The 25,124-nt window shown below is 61.0% G+C and carries 24 protein-coding genes; 6 read left to right on the top strand and 18 right to left on the bottom strand.

The window, feature by feature from the left end:
• The first annotated feature begins 67 nt into the window (after window positions 1-67).
• Window positions 68-364 carry a KGG domain-containing protein gene (locus D3Y59_RS16485; protein ID WP_119446038.1) on the top strand — a complete coding sequence of 99 codons (297 nt, stop codon included), beginning with the start codon at window positions 68-70 and terminating at the stop codon, window positions 362-364.
• A gap of 96 nt (window positions 365-460) precedes the next feature.
• On the opposite strand, the gene D3Y59_RS16480 is transcribed toward D3Y59_RS16485, so the two are convergent.
• Together D3Y59_RS16480 and D3Y59_RS16475 are read right to left on the bottom strand one after the other, a co-directional pair.
• Complete coding sequence (locus D3Y59_RS16480; RefSeq protein WP_119446037.1) at window positions 461-1,354, bottom strand: cyanophycinase; 894 nt, start codon at window positions 1,352-1,354, stop codon at window positions 461-463.
• A gap of 501 nt (window positions 1,355-1,855) precedes the next feature.
• Window positions 1,856-2,296: a RidA family protein gene (locus D3Y59_RS16475; protein WP_119446036.1), complete on the bottom strand. Its 441-nt coding sequence runs from the start codon at window positions 2,294-2,296 to the stop codon at window positions 1,856-1,858.
• Between the two features lie 104 nt (window positions 2,297-2,400).
• On the opposite strand from D3Y59_RS16475, the gene D3Y59_RS16470 reads away from it, so the two are divergent.
• Entirely contained in the window at window positions 2,401-3,216 is an 816-nt protein-coding gene (locus D3Y59_RS16470; RefSeq protein WP_162910854.1) for an energy transducer TonB, read from the top strand.
• Between the two features lie 83 nt (window positions 3,217-3,299).
• The gene (locus D3Y59_RS16465; RefSeq protein ID WP_119446034.1) at window positions 3,300-4,838 is read left to right on the top strand and encodes a diadenylate cyclase; all 1,539 of its coding nucleotides are present in this window, start codon (window positions 3,300-3,302) and stop codon (window positions 4,836-4,838) included.
• 193 nt (window positions 4,839-5,031) lie between these two features.
• Here D3Y59_RS16465 and D3Y59_RS16460 read toward each other — a convergent pair whose 3' ends face one another.
• Entirely contained in the window at window positions 5,032-5,556 is a 525-nt protein-coding gene (locus D3Y59_RS16460; RefSeq protein ID WP_119446033.1) for a DUF4442 domain-containing protein, read from the bottom strand.
• A gap of 153 nt (window positions 5,557-5,709) precedes the next feature.
• Between D3Y59_RS16460 and D3Y59_RS16455 the strand changes: the two genes are divergently transcribed.
• Complete coding sequence (locus D3Y59_RS16455; RefSeq protein WP_162910853.1) at window positions 5,710-6,360, top strand: hypothetical protein; 651 nt, start codon at window positions 5,710-5,712, stop codon at window positions 6,358-6,360.
• On the opposite strand, the gene D3Y59_RS16450 is transcribed toward D3Y59_RS16455, so the two are convergent.
• From D3Y59_RS16450 to D3Y59_RS16435, 4 genes are all read right to left on the bottom strand, one after another.
• A complete protein-coding gene (locus D3Y59_RS16450; RefSeq protein WP_240410406.1) occupies window positions 6,357-6,884 on the bottom strand; it encodes a PPC domain-containing DNA-binding protein in 528 nt (175 codons plus the stop codon). The two genes, D3Y59_RS16455 and D3Y59_RS16450, sit on opposite strands and share 4 nt — an antisense overlap.
• Window positions 6,885-7,008: 124 nt before the next feature.
• Window positions 7,009-8,253: a hypothetical protein gene (locus D3Y59_RS16445; RefSeq protein ID WP_162910852.1), complete on the bottom strand. Its 1,245-nt coding sequence runs from the start codon at window positions 8,251-8,253 to the stop codon at window positions 7,009-7,011.
• A 17-nt stretch (window positions 8,254-8,270) separates the two neighbouring features.
• A complete protein-coding gene (locus D3Y59_RS16440; RefSeq protein WP_119446030.1) occupies window positions 8,271-9,020 on the bottom strand; it encodes an anti-sigma factor in 750 nt (249 codons plus the stop codon).
• Between the two features lie 91 nt (window positions 9,021-9,111).
• Window positions 9,112-9,678: an RNA polymerase sigma factor gene (locus D3Y59_RS16435; RefSeq protein WP_119446029.1), complete on the bottom strand. Its 567-nt coding sequence runs from the start codon at window positions 9,676-9,678 to the stop codon at window positions 9,112-9,114.
• Window positions 9,679-9,885: 207 nt separating this feature from the next.
• Here D3Y59_RS16435 and D3Y59_RS16430 point away from each other — a divergent pair, with 207 nt between their 5' ends.
• Both D3Y59_RS16430 and D3Y59_RS16425 read left to right on the top strand, forming a co-directional pair.
• Entirely contained in the window at window positions 9,886-10,434 is a 549-nt protein-coding gene (locus D3Y59_RS16430; RefSeq protein ID WP_162910851.1) for a hypothetical protein, read from the top strand.
• A 111-nt stretch (window positions 10,435-10,545) separates the two neighbouring features.
• Window positions 10,546-11,112: a hypothetical protein gene (locus D3Y59_RS16425; RefSeq protein ID WP_119446027.1), complete on the top strand. Its 567-nt coding sequence runs from the start codon at window positions 10,546-10,548 to the stop codon at window positions 11,110-11,112.
• Window positions 11,113-11,216: 104 nt separating this feature from the next.
• Here the strand turns inward: D3Y59_RS16425 and amaB are convergent, their stop codons facing one another.
• The 11 genes from amaB to D3Y59_RS18470 form a co-directional block, all read right to left on the bottom strand.
• The gene (gene amaB, locus D3Y59_RS16420; RefSeq protein WP_119446026.1) at window positions 11,217-12,815 is read right to left on the bottom strand and encodes an L-piperidine-6-carboxylate dehydrogenase; all 1,599 of its coding nucleotides are present in this window, start codon (window positions 12,813-12,815) and stop codon (window positions 11,217-11,219) included.
• 203 nt (window positions 12,816-13,018) lie between these two features.
• Entirely contained in the window at window positions 13,019-14,521 is a 1,503-nt protein-coding gene (locus D3Y59_RS16415) for a Do family serine endopeptidase (RefSeq protein ID WP_240410405.1), read from the bottom strand.
• Window positions 14,522-14,721: 200 nt separating this feature from the next.
• On the bottom strand, window positions 14,722-15,165 hold the full coding sequence (locus tag D3Y59_RS16410; protein WP_119446025.1) for an Hsp20/alpha crystallin family protein: 444 nt from the start codon (window positions 15,163-15,165) through the stop codon (window positions 14,722-14,724).
• A 216-nt stretch (window positions 15,166-15,381) separates the two neighbouring features.
• Window positions 15,382-16,164: a DUF2490 domain-containing protein gene (locus tag D3Y59_RS16405; protein ID WP_119446024.1), complete on the bottom strand. Its 783-nt coding sequence runs from the start codon at window positions 16,162-16,164 to the stop codon at window positions 15,382-15,384.
• A gap of 36 nt (window positions 16,165-16,200) precedes the next feature.
• On the bottom strand, window positions 16,201-17,391 hold the full coding sequence (locus D3Y59_RS16400; protein ID WP_119446023.1) for a M20 metallopeptidase family protein: 1,191 nt from the start codon (window positions 17,389-17,391) through the stop codon (window positions 16,201-16,203).
• Window positions 17,392-17,448: 57 nt separating this feature from the next.
• Window positions 17,449-17,841 carry a hypothetical protein gene (locus D3Y59_RS16395; protein ID WP_119446022.1) on the bottom strand — a complete coding sequence of 131 codons (393 nt, stop codon included), beginning with the start codon at window positions 17,839-17,841 and terminating at the stop codon, window positions 17,449-17,451.
• 2 nt (window positions 17,842-17,843) lie between these two features.
• Entirely contained in the window at window positions 17,844-18,416 is a 573-nt protein-coding gene (locus D3Y59_RS16390) for a sporulation protein (RefSeq protein WP_162910850.1), read from the bottom strand.
• A complete protein-coding gene (gene deoC / locus D3Y59_RS16385) occupies window positions 18,397-19,095 on the bottom strand; it encodes a deoxyribose-phosphate aldolase (protein WP_205590846.1) in 699 nt (232 codons plus the stop codon). The genes D3Y59_RS16390 and deoC overlap by 20 nt, the downstream gene beginning before the upstream one ends.
• A gap of 117 nt (window positions 19,096-19,212) precedes the next feature.
• Window positions 19,213-22,626, bottom strand: coding sequence for a preprotein translocase subunit SecA (gene secA, locus D3Y59_RS16380; protein ID WP_119446517.1), 3,414 nt, complete (start codon window positions 22,624-22,626; stop codon window positions 19,213-19,215).
• Between the two features lie 199 nt (window positions 22,627-22,825).
• Entirely contained in the window at window positions 22,826-23,767 is a 942-nt protein-coding gene (locus D3Y59_RS18475) for an SDR family oxidoreductase (RefSeq protein ID WP_205590845.1), read from the bottom strand.
• Window positions 23,768-23,770: 3 nt separating this feature from the next.
• Entirely contained in the window at window positions 23,771-25,063 is a 1,293-nt protein-coding gene (locus D3Y59_RS18470; RefSeq protein WP_205590844.1) for a family 1 glycosylhydrolase, read from the bottom strand.
• Window positions 25,064-25,124 lie beyond the last annotated feature (61 nt).

The raw sequence follows: 25,124 nt of genomic DNA, 5'->3' as shown, positions 1-25,124 counted from the left end.
CTCCGCAGCCGTTTAAGGACTCTAGATTTTCCTGACCTATTTCCCAACCCTCAAATCTGCCCAAGCTATGGCAACGAACAACCAAAACATGCGCGGCTCGTCGGAGCAGCACTCGAAAGCTGGTAAAATGGGCGGCGAAGCCCGCAGCACGCAGAGCAGCACCCAAAGCAGCACCCAAAAATCGGGCAGCAGCAATCGTGGTTTTGCTTCCATGGACCCCGAACAACAACGGCGCATTGCTTCCGAAGGCGGCAAAGCATCGCACGCCAGCGGGCGTGGGCACGAGTGGACGTCGGAAGAAGCCCGAGCGGCTGGCCGCAAGGGCGGGCAGGCGAGCGGCTCCAACCGCAACAAGCAGCAGTAATTACCGCTAGCCTTATCTGAGCTATGAATGCAAGCGGCCCCCGGAGGTTTCTCCGGGGGCCGCTTTGTTGGGTGGGGGCCCTAGGTGGCGCGGCGCCTAGCGGTACCGGTGGGCATCGATGGGCAGGGTATACCGCTCGCCGCGGGCCAGCAGGTGTACGTGCATGTCGCGCACCGAAAACACCTCGCCAGGTTTCACCAAATGAATGGTGTTGCCGCTGCACTGGCGGCCATCCACTACCACGATAATGCCGTTGCCGATAACTTCTAACTCGGTGCCGTCGGTAACCACCACGGCGGTGTCTTCTTCGAGGCCGAGGCCTACGCAGCCGGGGTTGGTGGCAATTACCTGGGCCATGCGCACAATGCGGCCGCGGGCCACAAAGTGCGTGTCGATGGCCACGTCGTGCAGAAATTGCAGGCCGGTGGTTACGTGGATTTCATCCTTGAGGTAGCCGGCATCGTTGCGGCCCTGGTAAAGCATGGGCGTCGACATGGCGGCCGCGCCGGCGCTGGTGCCCGCAATTACGAAGTGCGTGTTGGTGTACCGCTCTTTGATGCGCTTGAGCAACTCGGTGCCGCCGTAAATGGCCGTGAGGCGCAGCTGGTCGCCGCCCGTGAACATAATTCCGGCGGCCCGCTCAATCAGATCGAAGTTTTCTTCGGTATCTACCTCGTCGCGCGAGCGGATATCGAGCACCTCCACCTGCTTTACGCCCAGCTCGGTGAACACCTTCACGTAGTCGCGGCCCGACTCCACGGGCTCTTCGGAGGCGGTGGGCACTACCACCACCGGGCCTTCGCCCCGCAGCTCATCCACAAAGCGCTGCAAAATGCTGTCGGAGGCGAAATCGTCCTGCTCAGCGGCTTCGCTTTCGGTGCCGTTTACCTGCTTTTGCTCGCGCCCGCCAATGGCAATTAGGATGCCCTTGGGCGGCGGGCAACTCGGGTTCGTGCTCTGGCTAACTGTCTTTTTCTTGGTGTTCGGCATAGTCTGCTTGGTCCATAGCGTGTGGGTTGGTGCGGCAGTACCTAGTACGCCCAAGCCCCTGGCAAAGGTTTGGCAAGGCCTGCGGCTTTCATTTAACCCAGATGCTGCCACCGCGTGCCTGACCCCGGCACCACCTAGGGCACAAGGCTTTAGGTAGCACACCCGGGGTTTTTCGGCCTGATACCAGAGCCCGGCAGCGCTTCAATCAGCAAGCCTCAATAGAAATATTACGTGTTTAATCGAGCTTATTTCCCGTATTAATCACAGTACGCGGCGCCACGTTCCGCTCGTTTAATTAGGTGAGCTTGCGGCCCAGCTTTCAGCACGCGACGGGGTAACTACTACTTGCTACGGGTACGCGGCTATGCGCCGGCTGGGCATTGGCTTGGGCTGGTTTTTACCGTCGCACTGCGTTTGGGGCTACCCGGCCCCAAATGCGCAACAGGGCCCCGGATGCGCTCCGGCGGCCCTGTTTTGTTTTTCGGGAAGCCCTAGGTGCGGCTACCGCTCGCCCACCCAGGCAACGCACTTCAGCTCGATGGCTATGGGCGTGGGCAGGCGGTTTATCTCGACGGTGGTGCGGCAGGGCTGGCTGGTGGCGAAGTACTGCGCGTAGAGGCGGTTGTAGGTCTGAAAGTCGTCGCGCATGTTCGTCAGGAACACGGTTACGTCCACGAGGTCTTCCCACCGGGCGCCGGCCTCCTCCACAATGTAGCGCACGTTTTGGAACACGGCGTGGCACTGGCTCTCGAAATCGTAGCGCAGGATGTTGCCGTCTTCGTCGAGCTCCACGCCGGGCACGTGCTTTTGGCCCCGTTGGCGCGGCCCCACCCCCGATAAAAACAGCAGGTTGCCCACGCGGCGGGCGTGCGGGTACAGGCCCACCGGCTCGGGGGCGCGCGACGAGTTGTGGGCGGATGAATCGGGGGCGAGTAGGCTCATGGCCCCAAAATAATGGCTTTTTGCTAGCTTCGGCTGAACCCGTTGGGGCCCGAGCACCGTTGTTCAGCCCAACGGCTTTGCCCCTACCCCCTCACCCCTACGCTATGATTCGAACGCTCCGCCTTGCCTTTTTGCTTGCCTGCCTAGGTGCCGCCCCCGCTACCAGTGCCTTGGCCCAGCAAAAGCTAAAGTACCCCAAAGCCTCGCCCACTGATATTTACGACGCCGTGGAAAAGCCCGCCGAGCCCTTGGGCGGCGTGGAGGCCTACGGCCGCTACCTCGGCGATAAGCTAACCTACCCCACCGCGGCTTTGCAAGCGGGCGTGCAGGGCACCACGGAGGTAACGTTTGTGGTGGAGAAAACCGGCTACACCTCGGGCTGGCAGGTAACTAAAAGCCTCTCGCCCGAGTGCGACGCCGAAGCCCTGCGCCTGGTGAAAGCCGGCCCTAGGTGGAAACCCGCCCAGCACCGCGGCGGCGTGGTGCGCCAGCGCGTAACGGTGCCCATCACGTTCCAGATTCCGGCGGGCGCAGGCGCTACGGCCCAAGCCGGCGGCGCGGCGCAGTCTCCGTCTACGCCGGCTGCCAACGCGCCCGACGGCGGCGGCTTCGAAACCATTACGCCCGACGAGCCGGCCCGCCCCGTAAACGGCACCGATGCCTTTTTTGAGTGGGTGCAGCAAAACCTGAAGTACCCGGCCCAGGCCCGCCAGCGCAAAGTGGAGGGCCGTGTAACCATGGAGTTTACCGTGGAGAAAGACGGCACGCTCAGCAACATCAAACCCGTGAAGCGCCTGGGCTCGGGTTGCGACGAAGAAGCCATCCGGCTCGTGAAATCGGCCCCGAAATGGCTGCCGGCCAAGTACAAGGGCCAGCCCATTCGGCAAAAAATGGTGCTGCCCATCGTGTTTCAGCTGTAGGCTTTGGCCCACCCGCCGCGCCACACAAACAATTCCTAGCTTGGCGGGTACTATAGCTCTATCCCTTCCCTTCTCCCGCGCTCATGTTTAGCCCGCTTACCGTGGTTTCGCCGCCGGCCATTATTGTGCCGGCTGCTCTGGAATATACCATTTGGCCCTACCAGCACCGCTTTCAGCAGGCAGCGCAGGTAATGGCCGACGGTATTTTCGACGACCTCGACCAGGACCTGCGCCCCGAGGTAATGCTGCTGGGCATCCCGAACGACGGCGGCCCCGCCGTGTGCCTCGAGCCCGAGCAGTGCGGCTTGCCCGCCGAGGCGTTTGGCGGCGTAATGGTGCGCGGGCAGTTTTTGCGGCGGGCCAAAGAAGCTACCATGCCGCTGGTGGAGGGCTACACCACCGAAATGATGACGCGGCGCTTCGAGGGCATGGGCCTTCGACTGGCCGTGCAGGAGGTGCTCGATGAGCTTGAAAAGAAATCGGCGCTGCGCTCGTTTGCCGGCTGGCCCGTGCTGATTGGGGAGTTCTTCGTGGTCACGATTCTGCGCGTGCGCCGCAAGTTCCTGAAAGCGCACCCGGCCTTGCAGCCCAACCGCTTTTACACCGATGGCCGCCCGTTGGCTTCGTCGTTGATTGAGGCTGCCGTTCGGCGCTTTCACGAAGAGTGCATCAAGTCGCTGACCGAGCCCGAGCCCGGCTCCGGCCTGCTGCAGCGCCCCCGCGACACCGACGAGGTGGTGCGCTCGGCCGGCAAGCTGCTGATGGACACGCCCGCACAGGCCCTGGGCATGGACCCCGCCGCCGCCAAGCTGTTCAACACCCTAAACACGGTGTCGTCGTTGCGCTACGAGGGCACGGCGGGCGTGGGCCAGGTGCTGCTGGCGCGCCGCGGCCACCCCAATGTGCAGGAAATTTTTGCCCTTACCTGCCCCACTCCGCTTTCCGATTACCGGGCCGTGCGCAAGCTGCTGCAGATGACCAGCAACGACGTGAGCCTGCTGGCCGACGGCGAAAACGTGTACGCCCTAGGTCGGCAGGTGGGCCACTACGACAGCAGCCGCGAGGATTTGTTTGTGATTGGCTTTTTGCACCACTACGTGTGGGAGTTTCGGCACGGCGGGCAAGTGCTCATGCGCTCCTCGTACGGCCAGCCCAGCCTGCCCCAAACTCGCCTGAGCCGCTCGGAATTCCGGCAGGGCCTGCGCCAAACCTTCGACCTTACCGACGCCGCCAAGGTAGAGCGCCTGTGGGAGGTGTTGGTAGAAGCCAGCCGGCAGCAATCGGGCACGCTCGTGGTAATTACTACCGAAGCCTTGGCCGAAGCCGACCGCCTGAAGCTGCAGTGCACCCTAATCGAGCCGGTGCCGCTTACGCCGCTCATCACGCGCCTGGTAACGGCCATCGACGGCGCCGTGCTCATCGACCCCGAAGCGTACTGCTATTCCATTGGCGTTATTCTCGATGGCAAAGCTTCGGGCCGTGGCTCCAGCACGCGCGGTGCCCGCTACAACTCGGCCCTGCGCTACGTGGAAAGCAGCCCGTACCCATGCATGGCCATTGTGGTAAGCGAAGACGGTTTGGTGGATATACTAACCAAGGATACCCTACCCGAGCGCCATTAATAGCATCTATTGAATATTAATAAAAAAGCCCGCTGCAACCATTGCAGCGGGCTTTTTTATGTCTCTGGGTTGGTCAAACTCGACAGCAACATTAGATAAGGCAAATACTGTTTTATACCAAAAATAAACTTGGTTGTGCTTATTCAGCTTTACAGCTAAAATAAATTCCCTTTCCTAGCTACCGCCCTATTTCTCAGCGGTTTTTCGCCCGGAACGACCACGTTATGCGGAACACTGCTACCACGTCGCCGGCGGCGTCGCGGCCAGTACTGGTGGCCACCACCGTGCGGCCTTGGCCCGTTTGGCGGCTTTCGGCCACGGCCTGCGCAATGGCGGCTCCATCGACGGACTCGAACACGATGCGCGTAGTGGCTTTCTTATGAAAATCTGCCTCCATACCTACCACCAACATCGACACGGGCGTGCCACTGGTGGTGTGCATCATGGCCAGCACGCCCGAGGCCATCTCGGCCGCCATGCTCAGGCAGGCAAAGTAAACGCTGCGAAACGGATTTTTGGTGAAGTAAGCAAACGGCACTGATACCGCAGCCGCTTCCAAACTGATGCTCTCGACGCGCACGCCCGCAAAGCCCGCGGCCGGCAACTGCGTCAGCATAAACAGGCGCTGCTTTACGGGGCTAAGCAGCTTGTTCCGAAAAGCAGCTAGCTGCGGGGTATCGGTGAGCGGCGCGGGGGCGGCAGGTACGGATGAGCTCATGAGCGTAGCGGATAATAGCCTAAGGTAAGCGGCATTTGCCAACCCTAGGTGGGTATTGGTTTCCGAAGCACAAGGAGCGGCTTTGCAACTTTGGCGCGGCAGCGAGTATCATTGGGTTACTATTCGTTTTAACGCACTTATTCCCTGCCACTCATGCTGCCATCTTTTCGTCGCTTATCTGCCGTTACCGCGGGCCGCACTTCGGTACGGCTATTGGCGCTGGGGCTGCTTGCCCTAGGCGCCCTGGCCTGCAACAAAGACCGGGACCCCGAGCCCGTGGAGGAAATTATGCCCTTGGCCGTGGGCAACGAGTGGGTGTACAAAGTGTCGTACTACGATGGCAACGGCGACGTGTACCGCGAGGCCCGCTACGCGCGCTCGGTGGTGAAGGACACCACCATCAACAAAAGCCGTTGGTTTGTGCTCAGCGACCGATCCATCGTGCAAAACCACGCCAACGGCTACGTGTACTTCAACCGCGCCAACAACGACGGCGTGATTATCTACCCCAACGCCCGGCACAACGGCATTGGCATCGGCTACCAGTACCCCAACTACAAGCTGTGGGTGTTTACCAACCGCGCTGAGGCGCAGCAACCCGTGCTTTGCAACGGCACCAGCTACGATGCCCGGCAGTACAGCATGAAATACCAGTACGAATACCCCGGCAACCCCACGCCCCAAATCATTAAGCGCGAGGAGTACGTGACGCAGGGCGTGGGCATGGTACGCACTGATATTTACCAGCGCGACTCGAACATGCTCGACCGTAAGTTGGAACTGGAGCGCTACACGCTGAACTAGGGCCTACGCTTGCCAGCCTTACGCGGCACCTTAGGGCGTACGGTCAGTTCCTTGTAGCCAAAAGTGAGGTCTTCTTCGCGTCGAAACTCTACCTCACCGAGCACACCCACTACCACTTCGGCGGTGGTGTAGATGAGGTTGCCATCGAGCAGGTGGCCGCCGATGGTGCGCCCCGTGGAGTCGGCTACCGACAGGTGCAAGTGGCTACCACTTTCGGCCAGCGTGCCTACCAACGACACGATTTCGAAATGGCCGCGGTATTCCGTGGGCCCCTCTTGGTTTGCCAGGCGCAGCGTAACCTGCGTGAGGCTTCCGACGCACGTAATCATCGCTCCGGCCTTGATGCCTTCGGCCTTTACCAAAGCCATAAGTTGCTGCCGAAGATCCTGGCCGGGGCGCAGACGCAGCGTAAGCGTGTGCATGCTCGATTTGGCAACGGTGGGGCTTTGCATAACGGCAGTGGTTTGGGCGTGCCCAGCTACAAAGGCTAGCATCAGGCAGAGCAACGGCAGAAATATGCGCATGCGGCAAAGCTACTGCACCAACCCTTCTATCTATTACAGCCCACACGACAACGCCCTAAAAACCAAAAGCCGGCAGTTGCCGGCTCTTGGTTCGGTTGCCACGTGGCCCACCTAGGGCACTGGCTTAGCGGTTGAAGCTGACGTTGCTGTAACGGGTGCGGATGTTGACGCTGCTGGCGGGGCGCGTGGGGCGGACTTGCACCACGCCGTACTGGCCCTGCACCTCCGTTAGCGACGAGCTGTTTTCCTCGGTTTTAACCTTCACGAAGCGCTTGTCCATCTGCACCTTGCCGTTTTCGGAGTTCACATCGAACACGAAGCCGGCGTTGTCGGGGAAGTTCAGCAGAATGGTGCTGTAACCGCCATCCACGTTGATGCGGCGGAAGTTGGGGCCCGTGGTGCGCACCTCAAACGCGGGGCAGTACTGCACCTTCATATCGAGCTGCTCCGACACCTTGTACACGCTGAAGCGCGAGTAGCCGGTGGTGCCCTGCAACGAGCGCACGGTGCCTAGGTTCACGTCGCCGTACTTGCTGTGCACTGCCAAGCTTTCCACGGTTCCAATGTCGATGTCGGAACCGTTGTTGCGCAAATCCACTACTTGGCCTTCTTCCAGGCGCAGGCGCGAGTGGTTGGCCTCGAGAGTGGCTTGGCGGGCATACTGCACCGCGGCGGCGCCGTTGTTGATGCGGACGCTGTTGCGCGGCCCGTCGAGGCGGGCGGTGCGCAGGCTGCCGTAGCACACGCTTAGGTCGGCGGGGCCGGTTAGGTCGCCGGTTAGGCTTACATCCCCGAAGCTGTTGCGCACCTTCAGGGGCGTGTTCTTCGGCATCCAAACCGTGTAGTTGATTTCGTAGAGGCGCTGGCGGCTGTAGCACTCGCGCGGCATTTCGCCCAAGCGGGTTTGCACCACCACACCGCCCTCGGGGCCGGGCTGCTCCTGCATCAGCACCTGAATCATATCGAGCAGTTGCTGCGCTTTGGCTTCTTCGTCGGCCCGGGCAATGATGTCGACCTCGGTCTTAATCTCGTTGCGGCTCCAGGTGTTTACCTGCACGCGGCCGTAACGGGTATCGAGCGTAAAGGAGCGGCCGGGTGCAGCCTTAAACGTGCGGCTGATTTTGCGGCTTTTCTCGAAGGCGGGCAGCGGAGCCGCGGCCGGATCGGGCTGGGCACCGTTTTGCTGCACCTGCTGAAAAAACGCGTCGGGCGTGGGCTGGTCCCAGTACCGGTCGTCGGGGCAGGGCTGCACAAAGCCGCCTACCGGTGCCGAGGCCCGTACCTGCGCCACCGCCGGGGCGGCAACAGTAGCCAGGGCTGCCAGCAAAGGCAAAGCCCAGCGCGAAGAAGGTCGGAGCAAAGAACGCATGGGGTGGGTAAGCGGGGTTATTTGGCTACCTCGGCGTAAGACTCGTCGTGGTACTGGCGAATTTGCTCGCGGGTGCGCAACTGCTGGTTCAGGATATCCAACCGGATTTGCAGGTTGCGATTCATGGCTTCGAGCACCGCATCGGGGTCGGGGTTGCGGTACAGCTCGGTGCGCAGCTGCCGGTACGTGGAGTCCAAAGCCGTTAGCTCGTGCTTCCAATCGGCGGCCTGGGGCATGGTGCCGGGCGTAGCGCTTTCATCGAGCTGGCGCAGTTCGTGCTGCTTTTCCAGAATCTGCGAAGCGTAGTAAGCTTCCATGCGGCGCACCGATGCTGCCAAACGCTGCTCGGCCGGCTGGCCAGCCGATACCGCCATGGGCTCGGGGGCACCTACTACCTCGGCAACCGCGTTGGGCTGCTGTTCCATGGCCGGCAGGGCGTAGTCGGCGCTGGCAACAGCTCCCGACGACGAGTTCAGCTCATCGGCGCGGCGCAGGCCGTAGCCACCGGCCAGCAGCATAATGGCAACCGCCGCGGCGGCTACGTAGCGCTGCCACGCAAACGAGGGCGTAGTAGCGGCAGGGGTATCAAGGTGGGTGGGTGAAACAGTCGGGTTGAGGGGCAAAACGTGGGTGGGCGTTTCGTCCTCGTCGGCCGGCTCATCCAGGCGTGCTTCGATGGCGTCCCACAAGTCGGCACGCGGCTCGAAGTTGTCGAAGTCGGCGCGGTGCCGCTCCACAAAGCCTTCTAGTCCGGAGTTAGGTTTCATGACAGTCATGGTCTTTCGCACGTGGCTCCCCGCGGCCGGGGCGCTGTTGAGGTTGGGTGGGTGCCCGGTTGGCCGCTGTTCAGTGAAACAATTAAGACAAGCCGTGTTCGCGCGCCAGCTCCAGAAGCTTTTTACGGGCGCGGCTGTATTGCGACTTGGAAGTAGATTCGGTAATGTCCAGAATGGTGGCGATTTCGCCGTGGTCGTAACCTTCGAGCAGGTACAGGGTCAGCACGAGGCGGTAACCATCGGGCAGCTCCTGTATGCAGCGGCGCAGCACATCGGCCCGCCACTGTACGTCGTCGGCCTCGCCCGGAGTTACAAACTCCTCCGAGCCAGCGCCGTCGTGCTGCTCGGCCAGGGGCACCAGCTGCAGGCGGCGGTTGCGCAAACAGTTAATGCTCTTGTTGATAACAATGCGCTTGAGCCACGAGCCGAACGACGAATCGCCCTTGTAGGTGTGCAGCTCACGGAACGCGCTCAGAAACGATTCTTGCAGCACGTCTTCGGCCTCGGCATAGTCGCCCGTAATGCGCAACGAGGCGTTGAACATGGCTTTGGCGTAGCGCTTGTAAATCTCAGCTTGGGCGCGCCGGTCGCCGAGGCGGCAGCGCTCCACCAGCGGAGCATTAATATCAACGTAGGCAACAGCTTCCATAGGCGCAGCAGTTGGTTGCGGGGGTTCGCTAATGGCGGGAGGTGGATGATAAAGGTCGGGCATCGTCGGGATATTTTCCACTCTCCTGATCATCAGCACTCCAAAGACCCCGCACCTAGCATGAGGTTGCACGTTGCTTTAAAGTTCCCTAGGTGCGGGCAGCTATATTTGGCAAGCGGAACCCGCCGCGTCTGCAAGTATTGTTTTGTGAATAAGTTTTTACGGGCCGTGGCCAGCGGCCTGGCCGCCGGGACCGTGCTGGCCAGCTGCAATCGGGTCGATTTCGGGCCTAAGGAAGGCTACACCGAGAAGGACGTTCAGAATTACCCCACGGGCGAGGTGGATAAAACCGACTGGACCGCCGACGGTAGTTGGGACAAGCAGGAGCGCGACTTGTTTAAGGACAGCGGCGTGAACCTGAACGCAGCCGGGCGGGGCGCGTTCAACAGCATCGGCCTCTACCCCAACCCCTGCGCCGAATACGTCCACTTTTACCTAGGCAACCGCCCGGTGCGGAACACCCCTGCCCCCGCCGCCGAGCCGCTGCAAATGCGCGCTGTGGTGGTCGACAAGAAGTACCGCCCGGTGCACCGCTTTGCCGGCCCGGCCAACGCCGGCTCCGAGCAAAAGTTTGCTGTGCAATTTCCAGCCGATAAGTTCGAGGATGGCAAGCTCTACCGTCTCTACTACGTGGTGTACGACGCCAACAATCAGCTGTACCTCAAAGGCCACGGCGACATTAAGATTAAGCGCTGACCTGGCCTTGCGGGGCGTGACCAGTGTTGGCGCGTTGCCAACCTTGGCCTAAATTGGGGCCGTGGGTGCAGCCAACGTCGGCAAGCTAGTTACCCCTTACTGCCCAGGCACATGTTCGTTCGCGTTATCAGTAAGTTGCTTTTGCTGGGCTTGCCGCTGGCCGCCTGCGAAAAAATAGATTTCGGCGGCGGCGACGACAGCAGCATTGCGCGCACCGATGCACAGGGCCGCCCGCTGGGCAGCGCCAACCCCGGCGAGTGGACCACCGATTTGGCCTGGAACAAGCAAGAGCGGGAGCTGTTCCGGGATTTGCCCTTCGCCATTGATGGGGCCACTAGCCCGCTGCTGCGCGACACCCGTTTTTTGCTGTATCCCAACCCCGCGCCCAAGTTCGCCAACTTTGGCGTCGATTTTCAGCCCCTAGGGCCGGTGCGCCCGCGTATTCGCTACGCGTTGGTAAACCGCCGCTACCGCGTGGTGCAGTCCGGCACGCTGTACTCCGAAGCCAACGTGCGCGGGGCTGCCAATATGCTGTTCGACTTTGCGCTGGTGCTCGATGGCCCCAAGCTTGAAAAAGGCCACACCTACCGCCTGTACTACGTGATGTACAACGAGTTGAACCCCGGCATACAGGGCTACCTGTGCAAGGGCCACGGCGACGTGCAGCTGGCCAAATAAGCAGTCGCCCCGCCCGGCCCCTAGGTGCGGCGCCCCCAAAAACGAAGGGCTGCCCCACACGGGGCAGCCCTTCGTTTTTGGTGCTTATCGAAGCCGCGAGCGGCTTAGATATCAAATTTAATACCCTGTGCCAGTGGCAATTGCGTGCTGTAGTTGATGGTGTTGGTTTGGCGGCGCATGTAAATCTTCCAGGCGTCGGAGCCCGATTCGCGGCCGCCGCCGGTTTCCTTTTCGCCACCAAATGCACCGCCGATTTCGGCACCCGAGGTACCAATGTTTACGTTGGCAATGCCGCAGTCGGAGCCGGTAGCGGCCAGGAACGCCTCGGTTTCGCGCATGTTTAGCGAGAAGATCGAAGACGACAAGCCTTGGCGTACGCCGTTCTGCAGCTCAATGGCGTTTTGCACGTCGCCGGAGTAGCGAATGAGGTACAGAATGGGCGCGAAGGTTTCTTCCTGCACCGTGTGGTAATGGTTTTCGGCCTCTACCAAGGCGGGCTGTACGTACGTACCGGTTTCGTAGCCCGTGCCGCTGAGCACCTCGCCGCCCGTGAGCAGCTTGCCGCCCTCCTGCTGCACCCGACCTAGGGCATCCGTGAAGCCGCGCACGGCATCCTGGTCGATCAGCGGACCTACTAGGTTGCCCTCTTGCAGCGGGTGGCCTACGGGCAGCTTGGGGTAAGCGGCCAACAAGCGCTGCTTCACGTCGTCGTAAATCGAGTCGTGGATGATGAGGCGGCGCGTGGTGGTGCAACGCTGGCCGGCCGTGCCCACGGCCCCGAACAACACCGCCCGAATGGCAATGTCGAGGTCGGCGTTGGCGGTGAGGACAATGGCGTTGTTGCCGCCCAGCTCGAGCAGCGCCTTGCCTAGGCGGGCACCCACTACGGCACCTACCTTTTTGCCCATACGGGTGGAGCCCGTAGCCGATACCAGCGGCACGCGCTCGTCGGCCGCCATCAGGCCGCCGATTTCGGCATCGCCCACTACCAGGTTGAAAATACCCTCGGGCAGCTCGTTTTCCTGCAGTACGTCTTTGATGATGTGCTGCACGGCCACGGCTACCAGCGGCGTCTTTTCGGAGGGCTTCCAGATGCACACGTCGCCGCACACGGCCGCGAGCATGGCGTTCCAGCTCCACACCGCCACCGGAAAGTTGAAGGCCGAAATAATGCCCACCACGCCTAGGGGGTGGTACTGCTCGTACATGCGGTGGGCAGGGCGCTCCGAGTGCATGGTGAGGCCGTGCAGCTGGCGCGAAAGGCCCACGGCAAAGTCGCAGATGTCAATCATCTCCTGCACCTCGCCCAAGCCCTCCTGCAAAATCTTGCCCATCTCGTAGCTCACCAGCTTACCCAGGGGCTCTTTGTACTGCCGCAGCTTGTTGCCGATTTGGCGCACAATTTCGCCGCGCTTGGGGGCGGGCACCAGGCGCCAGCTTTTAAACGCCTCCTGTGCCTGCAGCACCACCTGCTCGTAGTCGTGCGCGGTGGCCATGCGCACTTTGCCGATCAGCTTGCCATCGGTAGGCGAGCTGATGCTGCTTACCTGCTCGTTGGCTTCGCCGCCCCATTGCAGGCCGGTGCTGTAGGCGGCGTTGATGTCCTGAATACCTAGGTCGCGGAGCACCTGGCGAATGCCGTGGTGGTCGTGTTCTTGCACGTCGGTGCCGGTTGCGGCGGCTTCTTCGATGGCTAGTTTCATGGGGTGGGTAAGGGTTGGTTGGGCAGTTGTGCTGCGCCGGTTGATGGTGGCTCCTGCTTGGGGCTGGCCGCTGGGCAACCTAGGGGCCGACGGGTGGCTTGCCCCTTGCCCAACGCGGCGCCACGCAGGTTTGGCTATCGAAACAAAGCTAACAAAAAAGCCCCCGCCTAGGTGGCGGGGGCTTTTGGCTAGGCAGCAGCCGCTTATTCGGCTTGGCCAATGGGGTAGTAGGCTTTGCGGCCGTCGGGGTATACCCCCTCCACCAGCGCGCCTTGGTTTTCTTTGGCAGCTTCGAGGAAACGCTTCACGTCCTGCGGCTTGCTCACCTTGTTCTTGTCGATGCGGGTGATGATGAACCCGTCGCCGATGCCGGTTTCGCGGAAGTTGGAGCCACGCACGCCGCTGATTTTAGCACCGCCTTCGAGGTCGAGGCGGCTCATCTCCTGCCGGCTTAGCGGCGAGAACTTGGCGCCTTCGTACTCAACGGTGGCAGCGGTTTCCTCGCGCACGATGTCGGTGGTGCCGGCCGAGTTGCGCAGGGTAGCGTTGGTGGTCTTGCGGTCGTCGCCGCGTACGTAGGTAACCTTGATCTTGTCGCCGGGGCGGAAGCGGGCTACCTGCTCTTGCAGCTGCGACGAGGTGTTCACCTTCACGCCGTTGATTTCGGTGATGATGTCGCCTTCGCGCAGGCCGGCATCGGCAGCGGCGCTGCCCTTGCTCAGGCCCACCACGTACACGCCGTCGAGCGACTTCAGCTGTTTTTCCGAAGCCAGCGTAGCGTCAACTTCGCGGATGTTCACACCTAGCAAAGCGCGCTGTACCACTTTGTACTTCAGCAGGTCGTCAATCACCTTGCTCACGATGGAGCTGGGCACGGCAAACGAGTAGCCCTCGAACGAACCCGTGCGCGAAGCAATGGCCGAGTTGATGCCGATCAGGTCGCCGTTCAGGTTCACGAGCGCACCGCCCGAGTTACCGGGGTTCACCACCGCGTCGGTTTGCAGGAACGACTCAATCCCCATGCGGTCTTCGCGGCTCAGGATGTTGATGTTGCGCCCTTTGGCCGAAATGATGCCCGCCGTAACGGTGGAGTTGAGGTTGAAGGGGTTGCCCACGGCCAGCACCCACTCGCCTACCTTCACTTGGTCGGAGTTGCCGTAACGCACGTAGGGCAGGTTGTCGGCCTCCACCTTCAGCAGGGCCAGGTCGGTGGTGGGGTCGGTGCCCACGAGCTTGGCGCTGTACTTGCGCTTGTCGTCGAGCACTACCTCAATCTTGTCGGCTTTGTCGATTACGTGGTTGTTGGTAACAATGTAGCCGTTGGCCGCAATGATAACGCCCGAACCCGAGCCTACCTGCGGGCCGCGCTGCGGCGAGTGGTAACCGTTGAAATCGTCGCCGAAGAACTGACGCAGGAACGGATCCATGCGAATGGCGTCGTTCTGGGCCACCTTCGGGGCGTACTCGGTCATTACGTGCACCACAGCCGGCGTAACGGCCGATGCAGCCGCCACAAAGTTCAGGCCCTCGGGCACGTTGTAAGTTGAGTTCCGCAGGGCGCTGGTGTAGCGCACGTTCGGGTCAGAGGCTACCGATTGCGGCTCCGTTGAGCGCTCCGGCTCCAGCAGCTTGTACCCTCCCACGGCCACGCTCCCACCTAGTACGGCGGAGGCCATGAGGCCGAGCATCATTTGTTTGGCTTGCATGGGTAAGATAGATATTGGGTAAGTTGAGAGTCTGAAGTTAAAGTACGAAAGCTTTCGTGAACTTCAAAAGCTTGTTTGCGGCCTAACGTAAGATACAGCGGCCTTCGTACAGGGTTGCATCTGCGATGCTATACTAACAACACTTGAGCCAACAAAAAAGGCACCGCCAAAGGGTGCCTTTTTTGCAGACGGGCCAGCAGTTAGCGCACCTCAATCTGACGCTTAGTGGTTTTAACCGTGTCGAAGGGCAGCACCAGGCGCAGTACACCGTCGGTTAGCTCAGCTTCGATAGCTTCGGCATTCACGGTGTCGGGCAGGCGGAACTTGCGGGTGAAGGTGCCATAGCTCGACTCGATGCGGCGCACCTTGGGAGCGTTTTCGCCCTCGGTAGCCGGAGCCTTACGCTCGCCGCTTACCGTAAGCGTGCCTTCGAGCACCTCAATCTGCAGGGCATCTTTTGGTACGCCGGGCAGGGTAAGCAGCAGCTCAAATCCGTTGGCGGTTTCTAGCACATCGGCAGCCGGCATAAAGCCAGTGCCGGTGGTTGTGAAGCCCGGCAGCGTGTCGTTCAACAACTGGTTTACAATCGAGTCGAAGCTGCGAGCATTGCGAAGCGCCGGAAGCGAATTAAACATGGTTGCCATAGTAGTAAGAAAGTGGTCTGATTTCAAATGGAAAGGTGTCCGGCATTGCGCTGGACACCTCCTCTATTGTAAATTTCGTACCACTCGCATTTACCAGACAAAATGTCTTAAATACTAACTATATCTTTTTAGACCTTGTAACCTTAGTTGCTGGTAAACCATACCAGAAAGATCAAAGAGGCTTTTTCGCTTGAAACAGCTAATGACATTAAGTCATTAATGTTGCGTTGGCAACTGTATTCGCTCGAAGGACTGCTTGCCTTGGAATAGGGTAAAACGCACATCAAGCCCGACAATAGGCGTGACGATGTTGGTGCGGCCGCCTGAGGTGATATTGCCATCGGCGTCGAACTGAAACTGCGTGATGGTGAAGTCCGTCTGCCGCGCGAAGTAGGGCGTCAAATCGAGGTGGTCGGATACACGAATACCCACTTCGGCCCGAAACCGGCTTTGGTCGAGCGTCCGTTCGTCGGGCTGGTCGTCGGGTGGCTGCAGCCGAAGGTTTAGGCCACCTTCCCAGGCCACGCGGGGGCGCAATGCAATGTTGCCAACGGGTATAATGCGTTCGGCATCGAGGCGCAGGCGCGCGGCCCCCAGGTTGCGAGCTGCCCCTCCTTGCAAAGCGTACTCCAGGCTTAGCCGCTGACCTAGGGTAAGCCCCAGTAAGCGGCTGCGGTGGCGCAGCAGTAGTTCGGGCGTGAAACTATCGTCGGCCGAGGTGGCGGCGTAGCGGCCGGTTAGGCCCCAGCTCCACTGCTCGCTCCAAAAGCGTTCGTAGCCGGCACGCAGCAGCACATAGTCGAAGGTGCCGTTGTTGTAGCGGCTTTCGGCGGCGCGTTGGTTTTGCGCGCTTAGCCACAGATACGCGTTGTTTTGCAGGGCCAGCTCGCCTTGCAGCTCGGGCCACAGCTGCGTGGGGTTGTTGATGCGCCGCTGACCTAGGGCCAAGCCCGGCAGCACCAACAACCCCACTATGCAGAGTACTTTTTTTACGCTCATCGGTTTGCTCTTGGTAGCAACAACGCCTCGCGGCACCTAGGCCTGCAACTCGTTCAGGGCAAGCCAAGCCATCAGGCCGGGCCCTACCGCGAGGGCGTGGGCTTCGATGTCGAAAACAGGCGTGTGTACGGAAGCAGCGTACCGACCGTCGAGGGCGCGGGTACCCAAGCGGTAAAAGCACGACGGCGCGGCCTGCGAGAAGAAAGCAAAGTCCTCGGATGCCATCCACTGATCAATGTCAACGACATTTTCTTCGCCGAGGTACTCAACCATGGCAGCGCGCACCCGTTGGGTCACGTCCACGTCGTTGTCGAGGCAAGGATAGCCGCGGCGGATTTCCAACTCGCAGCTTGCACCCATCGAAGCGGCCAAACCTTCGCAGAGCTGGCGCAGGTGCACGTGAGCTTGCTCGCGCCACTGCTCATCCATGGTCCGGAAGGTGCCTTCGATATAAACTTCGTTCGGGATGACGTTGGTGGCGCCTTGGGCAATGACTTTGCCGAAGGACAGCACCGAAGGAATCTTGGGGTTGGCACGGCGGCTTACCAGCTGCTGAGCCGCCACAATCAGGTTGGCCGCTACCAGCACGGTATCGATATTCAGGTCGGGCATGGCGCCGTGGCCGCCCTTGCCGCGGATGGTCAGGTACAGCTCGTCGGCCGAGGCCATGTAGCGCCCCGCGTGAATGCCCACTTTGCCGGCCGGTAGCTGCGGAAACACGTGCTGCCCGAGCACCGTTTGCGGCGCGGGGTTATCGAGCACACCTTCTTTAATCATGATGGATGCCCCGCCGGGCACTACCTCCTCGCCGGGCTGAAACATGAGCTTTACGGTGCCCTCGAACTCGTCGCGGAGCTGCACCAAAATGCGGGCCACCCCCAGCAACGAGGAGGTGTGCACATCGTGGCCGCAGGCGTGCATCACGCCGGGGTTTTGCGAGCGGTACGGCACATCGTTTTGCTCCTGAATGGGCAGCGCGTCCATGTCGGCGCGCAGGGCCACGGTGCGGCGGCCGGGGTTGCGGCCCTCGATAAGCGCCACGAGGCCGGTATTGGCAATCGGTTGCGGCTCGAGGCCGAGCTTGCGCAGCTCGTCGGCTACGAACGCGGCCGTTTGGTATTCTTCGAAAGAAAGCTCCGGATGAGCGTGCAAATGGTGGCGCAGCCCTACCACGTCGGTGGCCTGAGCGGCGGCTAGTTCCTGAATGCGAGAAAGCAATTGCTGCATAACCCGCAAGGTACAACCCAGCTGCCTGCCCTGCTACTGCAGCCCGGCACCTAGGGTTTACTCGAAGAAGATGCTGACGTGCGGCCGCACCGCTACCAACATGGAGCGGCCGGCTAAGTTGGGGCTGAAGGCGGCTTCTTCTTCGCCTAAACCTAGGCGGCTTACCAGCACGCAGTCCGGAAACTCGAGGTACTCGCCGCGCTTGTCGTTGTTGTAGCGCACGGTGCCGCGCACAGCCACGCGCAAATCGAGCAGAATGGCATCGGCGGCCGGGTGCGTCAGGGTTACATCTACCACGCCGGTGGCCGGCCACAGCGAGATGAGCAGCACCAAACCCTGCTTCTCCACGCGGTACTGCACGCCGGCACCGTCGTCGTACTCGGTGGGTATTACCTCCAACCCTTGCAAAAGGTCAAGCTCATCCCACTGCAGCTGACGGATAAGCGGCATGGCTAGAAGCGCGTTTTGTTGATGAGCACTTGCGTGGGCTGCAGCTCGGCCTTGGGCGCCAACGGCCGGATGCGCAGCATGGCCCGCTCGGCATCGAGGCGGGTGGTGTAGTCGCCGATGAACAGCCGGTAAATGGGCTGCTTAAACGTGACGTAGTCCGTCTCGTCGGGGTAGCGGCTGATAACCGAGCGCCGGATGGCCATGGCCTGGTCGCGCTCCAGCCCTACGTAGGCCAGTATGCGCCAGCCGCTGGTGTACTTTACGTTCTGGTTGGTATAGGCCTGGTCGCGCAGTCGCTGGTCGATTTGCGGGTTCACGTGGTTGGCAGGCGCCACGTAGGCCTTGGCGCCTAGGGCTTTGGGCGCAGGCGGCGGCGTAAACTTGGGGCGGTACTTGCTCAGGTCGTCGGCCGGCGCAGCTTTGGTTTTGCCTTTGGCGGCCGTGCCCGTTGCCGGGGCCGAGGCAGTACGCGACGAATCGGGAGCGGAAGTGGTAGCGGCCGGCCCCGAGGCGACACAGCTAACCAGCGCAAGCAAAGCAGTAATCGACAGCACGTTAGTAAGCAGACGTTTCATGGGCGGAGTCGTCGTCCTGAGGAGGGGTGAGCAAGGCCACGCCGGCAGAAGCACCTAGGCGGTCGGCACCGGCCAGCACCAGCGCCACGGCTTGTGCATGCGTGCGGATACCACCGGCAGCTTTAATACGGATGTTGCTCGGCAGTTGGTCGCGCATCAGGCGCACATCTTCTACCGAAGCCCCGCGGCTGGCAAAGCCCGTCGAGGTTTTTACAAAATCCGCACCAGCCGTTGCGCACAAGTCGCAAGCCCGCCGAATTTCCTCGTCCGACAACACCGCCGTTTCAATAATTACCTTCAGAATGGCCTGGTGGCCGTGGCACAGCTCGGCCAGCGCCCGGATGTCGTGCTGCACGGCCGCCTCCGCGCCCGATTTCAGCGCCGCCACGTTCATCACCATGTCCAGCTCAATGGCGCCCATCGCAAGCGCCTCAGTGGCTTCCGCCACTTTAATGGCCGTGGTGCTGTAACCCAGCGGAAACCCAATGACCGTGCACACCGCCACGCTGGAGCCCAGCAATGCCTCGGCCGCAACCGGCACAAAGTACGGCGGCACGCACACGCTGGCAAAGCCATGCTCGCGGGCTTCGGCGCACAGGGTCTGAATCTGCTCGTGCGTGCAGTCCTGCTTGAGCAAGGTGTGGTCGATGCGGGCGGCTAATTGATCGGAGGTCAGCATGGCGCAAAGGTAAGCAAGCTGGTAGAGTAGGCTCGTTGGCATTGCTGCCGGCCTAAAACAAAACCGCCCCGACCTAGGGCCGGGGCGGTTTTGTTTTGGCTTGTGTTAGCCAGCGTGTTAGTCGATGATAACCGCGCGGTTGTTCAGCACGTCTTCTTCCACGCTCTTGAACTTCACGTCGCGCAGGATGCGGCCGTCCATGTACTGCACGCTCACTTTGTCGTTGCGGTTGGCAACCTTCTGCGAGCGTACGGGCTGCTGCTTTTCGAGCGGCTCCAGCCCTAGGTCGTGGGCTTGGTCCAGGTCCTCGGGGCCTGCACCCAACGACGACGTCGACACTTCCTTCTCGGCTTTCAGGCGAGGCTGCGGGGCGCGGGGCGCGGCCACTGCTTCCTCGAACATGATTTCCGGCTCGGCCGTAGCGCTGGCCTGCGTAGCCGGAATATCGGCGTGGAACAGGAAGGTTACGGTTTCCTCGTTCACCTTGCTGATCATGCGCTTGAACAACTCGAACGATTCGAACTTGTACACCAGCAGCGGGTCTTTTTGCTCGTACACGGCGTTCTGTACCACCTGCTTCAGGTCGTCCATTTGGCGCAGGTGCTGCGTCCAGGCGTCGTCGATCAGCGAGAGCACCACCACCTTCTCCATGGCGCGCATCAGCTCCTGGCCGTTGCTGGCCTGCGCCTTGCGCAGGTTGGCCACGGCCGTTACTTGCTTGCGCTGATCGGAGAACGGCACGGCAATGTTTTCGAACGGAGCGTTCTGCTCGATCAGGTCGTTGATGAGCGGCAGCGCCGACTCGCCAATTACCTCGTTCTTCGAGTGGTAGTAACCTAGGGCTTCGTCGTAGAGGCGCTGCGTGAGCTGGGCCGGCTGCTGGGCGGCAAACTCGGCGGCCGTAATGTGCGTGTCGTAGCCGAACACGCGGATGATGGCCAGCTGGAAGTCGGCGTAATCGCCCGAAATCTTGTGGCCCGCCACGATGTCTTCCGACACGTCGTAGATCATGTTCCACACGTCGAGCTCCAAACGCTCGCCGAACAAGGCGTTGCGGCGGCGGCGGTACACCACCTCGCGCTGTGCGTTCATCACGTCGTCGTACTCGAGCAGGCGCTTCCGGATGCCGAAGTTGTTTTCCTCAACCTTCTTCTGCGCGCGCTCAATCGACGAGGTAATCATCGAGTGCTGAATCACCTCGCCTTCCTCGAGGCCCATGCGGTCCATGAGGCGGGCAATGCGGTCGGAGCCAAACAGGCGCATCAGGTTGTCTTCAAGCGAAACGAAGAACTGCGACGTACCCGGGTCGCCTTGGCGGCCGGCACGGCCACGCAGCTGGCGGTCGACGCGGCGAGACTCGTGGCGCTCCGTACCAATAATGGCCAGACCACCCGACTCCTTCGAGGTTTCTTTCAGCTTGATGTCGGTACCACGGCCGGCCATGTTGGTGGCGATGGTAACGGTGCCAGGATATCCGGCGTTGGCTACAATCTCGGCTTCGCGCTGGTTTTGCTTGGCGTTCAGCACCTGGTGCGGAATCTTGCGCAGCTTCAGCAAGCGGCTGATGATTTCGGAGTTTTCAACCGAAGTAGTACCCACCAGCACCGGGCGGCCGGCTTTCACCAGCTCCTGAATTTCCTCGGCCACGGCGTTGTACTTCTCGCGCGTGGTTTTGTAAACCTTGTCGTGCTGGTCTTTGCGAGCAATGCCGCGGTTGGTGGGGATTACCACCACGTCGAGCTTGTAGATCTGCCAAAATTCGCCGGCTTCCGTTTCGGCCGTACCCGTCATGCCACCCAGCTTGTGGTACATGCGGAAGTAGTTCTGCAGCGTTACGGTGGCGTAGGTCTGCGTGGCGTCTTCGATGCGCACGTTTTCCTTGGCCTCAATGGCCTGGTGCAGGCCATCGGAGTAGCGGCGGCCTTCCATTACGCGGCCAGTCTGCTCGTCCACAATCTTCACCTTGTGGTCTTCGGTCACGATGTACTGGTCATCGCGCTCGAACAAGGTGTAGGCTTTCAGCAGCTGGTTTACGGTGTGGATGCGCTCCGACTTCTCCTGGTAGTCCTGCATCAGATGCTCTTTCTGGTGCAGGCGCTCGTCGGCGCTTATGGCCTTGTTGTTCTCAATCTGCGCCAGCTCGGTGCCGATGTCGGGCATGATGAAGAAGTGCGGATCTTCGCCCTGACCGGTAATCAGGTCAATGCCGCGCTCCGTCAGCTCAATCTGGTTGTTCTTCTCGTCGATGGTGAAGAACAGCGGCTTGTCGGCCTGCGGCATCTGGCGCGAGTTGTCCTGCAGGTAGTGGTTTTCTACCTTCTGCAGAATGGCACGGTTGCCGGTTTCCGACAAGAACTTGATGAGCGGTTTGCTTTTGGGCAGACCACGGTAGGCGCGGAACAGCGCCAGGCCGCCCTCCCCTTCTTTGGGGCCATCGTTGCCTTCTTTAACAAGGCGTTTGGCATCGAGCAGGTACTGCTGTACCAGCTTGCGCTGCTCATCTACGAGGCGCTGGATGCGTGGCTTCAGCACCAGAAACTCGTGCACGTCGCCTTTGGGCACCGGGCCCGAAATGATGAGCGGCGTACGGGCGTCGTCGATCAGTACGGAGTCAACTTCGTCGACGATGGCGAAGTGGTGCTTGCGCTGCACCAGCTCCTCCGGGTCGCGCGCCATGTTGTCGCGCAGGTAGTCGAAGCCAAATTCGTTGTTGGTGCCGTAGGTAATGTCGGCAGCGTAGGCGCGGCGGCGGGCATCGGTGTTGGGCTGGTGCTTGTCGATGCAGTCCACGGTGATGCCGTGGAATTCGAACAGCGGCGCATTCCACTCCGAGTCGCGCTTGGCGAGGTAGTCGTTTACGGTTACTAGGTGCACGCCGCGCTTCGACAGCGCGTTGAGGAACGCCGGCAAGGTCGAAACAAGCGTTTTGCCTTCGCCGGTGGCCATTTCGGCAATCTTGCCTTGGTGCAGCACCACGCCACCAATCAATTGCACATCGTAGTGCACCATGTCCCACACCACCTCGGCACCGGCGGCCATCCAGCGGTTGGCCCACACAGCTTTGCCCTCGGGGGTGATGGTTACGTTGGGCGCGCGGCGGGCGTATTCGCGGTCCTTGTCGTTGGCCGTTACCACCAGCTGGCCGTTTTCCTTGTAGCGGCGCGCGGTTTCTTTTACAATGGCAAAAGCCTGCGGCAGCACTTCCAGCAGCACTTCTTCCAGCTGCGCGTTACGCTGCTTTTCCAGCGCATCAATTTGCTCGAATACGGTTTCCTTCTGCTGGATGTCCAGGTTAGGCTCGTCGGCGATGCGCTGGTGCAAAGCGGCAATCTGCCCGTCGATATTCTTCAAGTATTCGCTGATGCTGGCCCGTACCTGATCTGTCTGGCCGCGCAGCTCGTCATCGGAGATGCCTGCCAGTTTGGCGTATTCGGCGTTGATGGTCGCCACGTAAGGGATGATGCCTTTCAAGTCTCGCTCCGACTTGGTGCCGAAGACTTTCGTGACGGCCTTCCCGATAAAATCGAACATGCTGGGTAGAAGAATTTGCTGAAAACGCCAGGGGCGCACCTCAAAAATAAGCGGTTTGATGGAAAAGCCTTAACCGCACCTAGGAGCGCCCTAGAAATGACAAACCCCGCAACCTCAAAAAGAGTGCAGGGTTTGCCGAAGGCGTTAAGTTGTCAGGTGGGTGCGCCGGAGTTGGGCAGTGGGTTAGGCAGCGGCCAGCCTAGCCCGATACTTTGGTGCCTTTGTCGGCGCAGCCCGCCGAAAGCAAGCCAAAATCGTGGCTGGGCTCGTGGCCAATATCGAGCAGGTATTGCTGCAGCGAGGCCTCCAGGGGGGGCAGCAGTACGCCTTGCTCGCTGCTGAGCACGCTTTGCAAGGGGCGGGCCGCGCGCAGGTTAAACGACTCCATGGGCCGGCCTACTACAAAATCGGAATTGTAACCGGCTTGCTCGGCCGCCATACAGGCCAGTTCGGCCCACGTGCACGAGCCTTGGTTGGCCAAGTGCCAAATGCCGCGCTCCTCGTCAATAAGCAAATCGAGCGAGTGGTTGACGAGGCAGGGCACGTAAGTAGGCGCAATCTGCACGTCGTTGGCAGCCTCAAATGCGGTGCCTTCGCGGGCCGAACGCAGCACAAAGTGCACGAAGTTGTACTCGTCCCAGGGGCCGAAAAAGGCGCTAGTACGCACTACCAACGCACTTTTCATGAGCTTGAGCACCTCCCGCTCGGCGCGTTGCTTGCTTTGCCCATACACGTTCAGCGGCCGGGCTTTGTCGCTTTCCACGTAGGGGTTGTTTTTGTAGCCGTCGAACACCAAGTCGGATGAAAAAGTCAGCAGCTGCACGCCGTGGGCGGCGCACACAGTGGCCAGCATGGCGGGGCCGGTGCTGTTTTCGCGAAAGCAGCGCTCGGCGTCGGTTTCGGCGTCGTCGACGCGTACGTACCCGGCCGTGTTGATGACCGCCCAGGGATTGTAACGCGTTAGCGCCTGCTCGATGCTTCCTAGGTCGGCTATGTCCAGCTCCTGCCGGGTAAGCGCCACCGCGTCGATGCCACGTATCTGACACACCCGGGCAAAGGCTTTACCTAAGGTACCGTTGGCTCCGGTGATAAGCAGGGGCTGACGCGGCTGCGAAGCCGGAGTGAATAGCTGACGACTCATAGCTCAAACGATCGGTGAAGTGCGGTAAACAAAACGATCTGGGCGCCGCCACCACCCCTCGTTGGCCAGCAGCGGATGCTGGTAGCGCCCCGAGCGGGCGAGGCTTTGCACCATTTTAAACAAAGCAGTGGGCCGGGGCTGGCCGCTGCGCACATCAAACACGCCGCTTTCGTAGCTGCCGCCGCGGCGGGTAAGCAGGCTGTCCCAGTCGAAAGCACCTAGGAGCGACCATACCGTAACGGCCCGGATGTTGGCCCCCTCCTGCCGCAGGGCGTTAGCTTCGTTCCAAGATTGTAGCAGCCAGCGCAGCTGCTCCTCGCGGGTGCAGCCCAGGTGCGACTCGGTAATGGCAATGGGTAGCTGGTACCGCTCCCAGGCCTCGCGCAGCAATTGCTTGATGCCGGCCATTTGCAAAGGCAGCACGCGTACCGCCTCAATGTCGGCGTACTCGTCGTGGTGGTTGCGGCTGTAACAGCGCTCGGGGTAGTGGTGCCGTTCGTCGTCGAGAAACCGCTCGCTCGTGACGTAGTAGTTGATGCCCAGTATATCAGGCGGCAACGGGTTGGCCACCAAGTCGAGCAGTTCGGCTTCGGGGGCGCCGTTGTCGCGCAGAAAGCGCCACATGTAATGATGAGCATCCACGCGGCCGCACAGCAAATCGAAGGTGAGCCAGCGGCGGTGGTTTTCAAACTCGGCCTGGTAGGCCATCTGGCCCGTGCTGTGCACTTTCCCTAGGTCTTCGGTTTGCACCAGCTTGGCCTTAGGGTTTACCTCCCGGATGGCCAGCATGGCGGCGCGGGTACCCAATACCTCGTTCAGCAACATGCGCACGAACAGGCGGTCGTCGGTGCTGTGGGGGTACCACAGGCCGTACAAACCGCTGAAGCGGGCCGTTGTGAGGGGTTCGTTTACGGGGGTGTAGTGGTTTACCCAAGGGTAGCGCTCGGCTACCATGCGGGCGTAGCGGGCCAGGCCAGCCACAAAATTATCGGCGTGCAGCGCCGTGTAGCGAGGGCCGCTGCCGTGGTGCACCAGCCCCACAATCGGGTCGATGCCTAGGTCGCGCAGGCGCGGCAGGCGTTCGTCGGCCCATTGCCAATTGGGCGTATTGAGGCCGTCGGGAGCCACCGACTCCCACAGCACAGGATAGCGCAGCTTGCGTATCCCGAGCTCGGCAAACAGCTCCAAATCGGAGAGGCGGGCGCGGTGCCCGCTCATCTCCAATTGGTCGAAGAACTCGTCGCCGACGCGGTTGACAGTGCATTCCACACCGCCCCACAGTTCAACAGTTGCCATGCAATAGGTGTAAAAAGCGCGACGTGTAGCAGCACGGCAACTGAAGCTACACGTCGGCGCA

This window comes from Hymenobacter oligotrophus (genome assembly GCF_003574965.1).
Classification (GTDB): Bacteria; Bacteroidota; Bacteroidia; order Cytophagales; family Hymenobacteraceae; genus Solirubrum; species Solirubrum oligotrophum.
Note: the sequence above shows the minus strand (reverse complement) of the source record. Positions and strands in the feature narration are given on the sequence as shown.

Coding starts and splice junctions, on each gene's coding strand:
- D3Y59_RS16485 (WP_119446038.1), top strand. CDS start 68: ATGGCAACGAACAACCAAAACATGCGCGGCTCGTCGGAGCAGCACTCG.
- D3Y59_RS16480 (WP_119446037.1), bottom strand. CDS start 1,354: ATGCCGAACACCAAGAAAAAGACAGTTAGCCAGAGCACGAACCCGAGT.
- D3Y59_RS16475 (WP_119446036.1), bottom strand. CDS start 2,296: ATGAGCCTACTCGCCCCCGATTCATCCGCCCACAACTCGTCGCGCGCC.
- D3Y59_RS16470 (WP_162910854.1), top strand. CDS start 2,401: ATGATTCGAACGCTCCGCCTTGCCTTTTTGCTTGCCTGCCTAGGTGCC.
- D3Y59_RS16465 (WP_119446034.1), top strand. CDS start 3,300: ATGTTTAGCCCGCTTACCGTGGTTTCGCCGCCGGCCATTATTGTGCCG.
- D3Y59_RS16460 (WP_119446033.1), bottom strand. CDS start 5,556: ATGAGCTCATCCGTACCTGCCGCCCCCGCGCCGCTCACCGATACCCCG.
- D3Y59_RS16455 (WP_162910853.1), top strand. CDS start 5,710: ATGCTGCCATCTTTTCGTCGCTTATCTGCCGTTACCGCGGGCCGCACT.
- D3Y59_RS16450 (WP_240410406.1), bottom strand. CDS start 6,884: ATGCGCATATTTCTGCCGTTGCTCTGCCTGATGCTAGCCTTTGTAGCT.
- D3Y59_RS16445 (WP_162910852.1), bottom strand. CDS start 8,253: ATGCGTTCTTTGCTCCGACCTTCTTCGCGCTGGGCTTTGCCTTTGCTG.
- D3Y59_RS16440 (WP_119446030.1), bottom strand. CDS start 9,020: ATGAAACCTAACTCCGGACTAGAAGGCTTTGTGGAGCGGCACCGCGCC.
- D3Y59_RS16435 (WP_119446029.1), bottom strand. CDS start 9,678: ATGGAAGCTGTTGCCTACGTTGATATTAATGCTCCGCTGGTGGAGCGC.
- D3Y59_RS16425 (WP_119446027.1), top strand. CDS start 10,546: ATGTTCGTTCGCGTTATCAGTAAGTTGCTTTTGCTGGGCTTGCCGCTG.
- amaB (WP_119446026.1), bottom strand. CDS start 12,815: ATGAAACTAGCCATCGAAGAAGCCGCCGCAACCGGCACCGACGTGCAA.
- D3Y59_RS16415 (WP_240410405.1), bottom strand. CDS start 14,521: ATGCAAGCCAAACAAATGATGCTCGGCCTCATGGCCTCCGCCGTACTA.
- D3Y59_RS16410 (WP_119446025.1), bottom strand. CDS start 15,165: ATGGCAACCATGTTTAATTCGCTTCCGGCGCTTCGCAATGCTCGCAGC.
- D3Y59_RS16405 (WP_119446024.1), bottom strand. CDS start 16,164: ATGAGCGTAAAAAAAGTACTCTGCATAGTGGGGTTGTTGGTGCTGCCG.
- D3Y59_RS16400 (WP_119446023.1), bottom strand. CDS start 17,391: ATGCAGCAATTGCTTTCTCGCATTCAGGAACTAGCCGCCGCTCAGGCC.
- D3Y59_RS16395 (WP_119446022.1), bottom strand. CDS start 17,841: ATGCCGCTTATCCGTCAGCTGCAGTGGGATGAGCTTGACCTTTTGCAA.
- D3Y59_RS16390 (WP_162910850.1), bottom strand. CDS start 18,416: ATGAAACGTCTGCTTACTAACGTGCTGTCGATTACTGCTTTGCTTGCG.
- deoC (WP_205590846.1), bottom strand. CDS start 19,095: ATGCTGACCTCCGATCAATTAGCCGCCCGCATCGACCACACCTTGCTC.
- secA (WP_119446517.1), bottom strand. CDS start 22,626: ATGTTCGATTTTATCGGGAAGGCCGTCACGAAAGTCTTCGGCACCAAG.
- D3Y59_RS18475 (WP_205590845.1), bottom strand. CDS start 23,767: ATGAGTCGTCAGCTATTCACTCCGGCTTCGCAGCCGCGTCAGCCCCTG.
- D3Y59_RS18470 (WP_205590844.1), bottom strand. CDS start 25,063: ATGGCAACTGTTGAACTGTGGGGCGGTGTGGAATGCACTGTCAACCGC.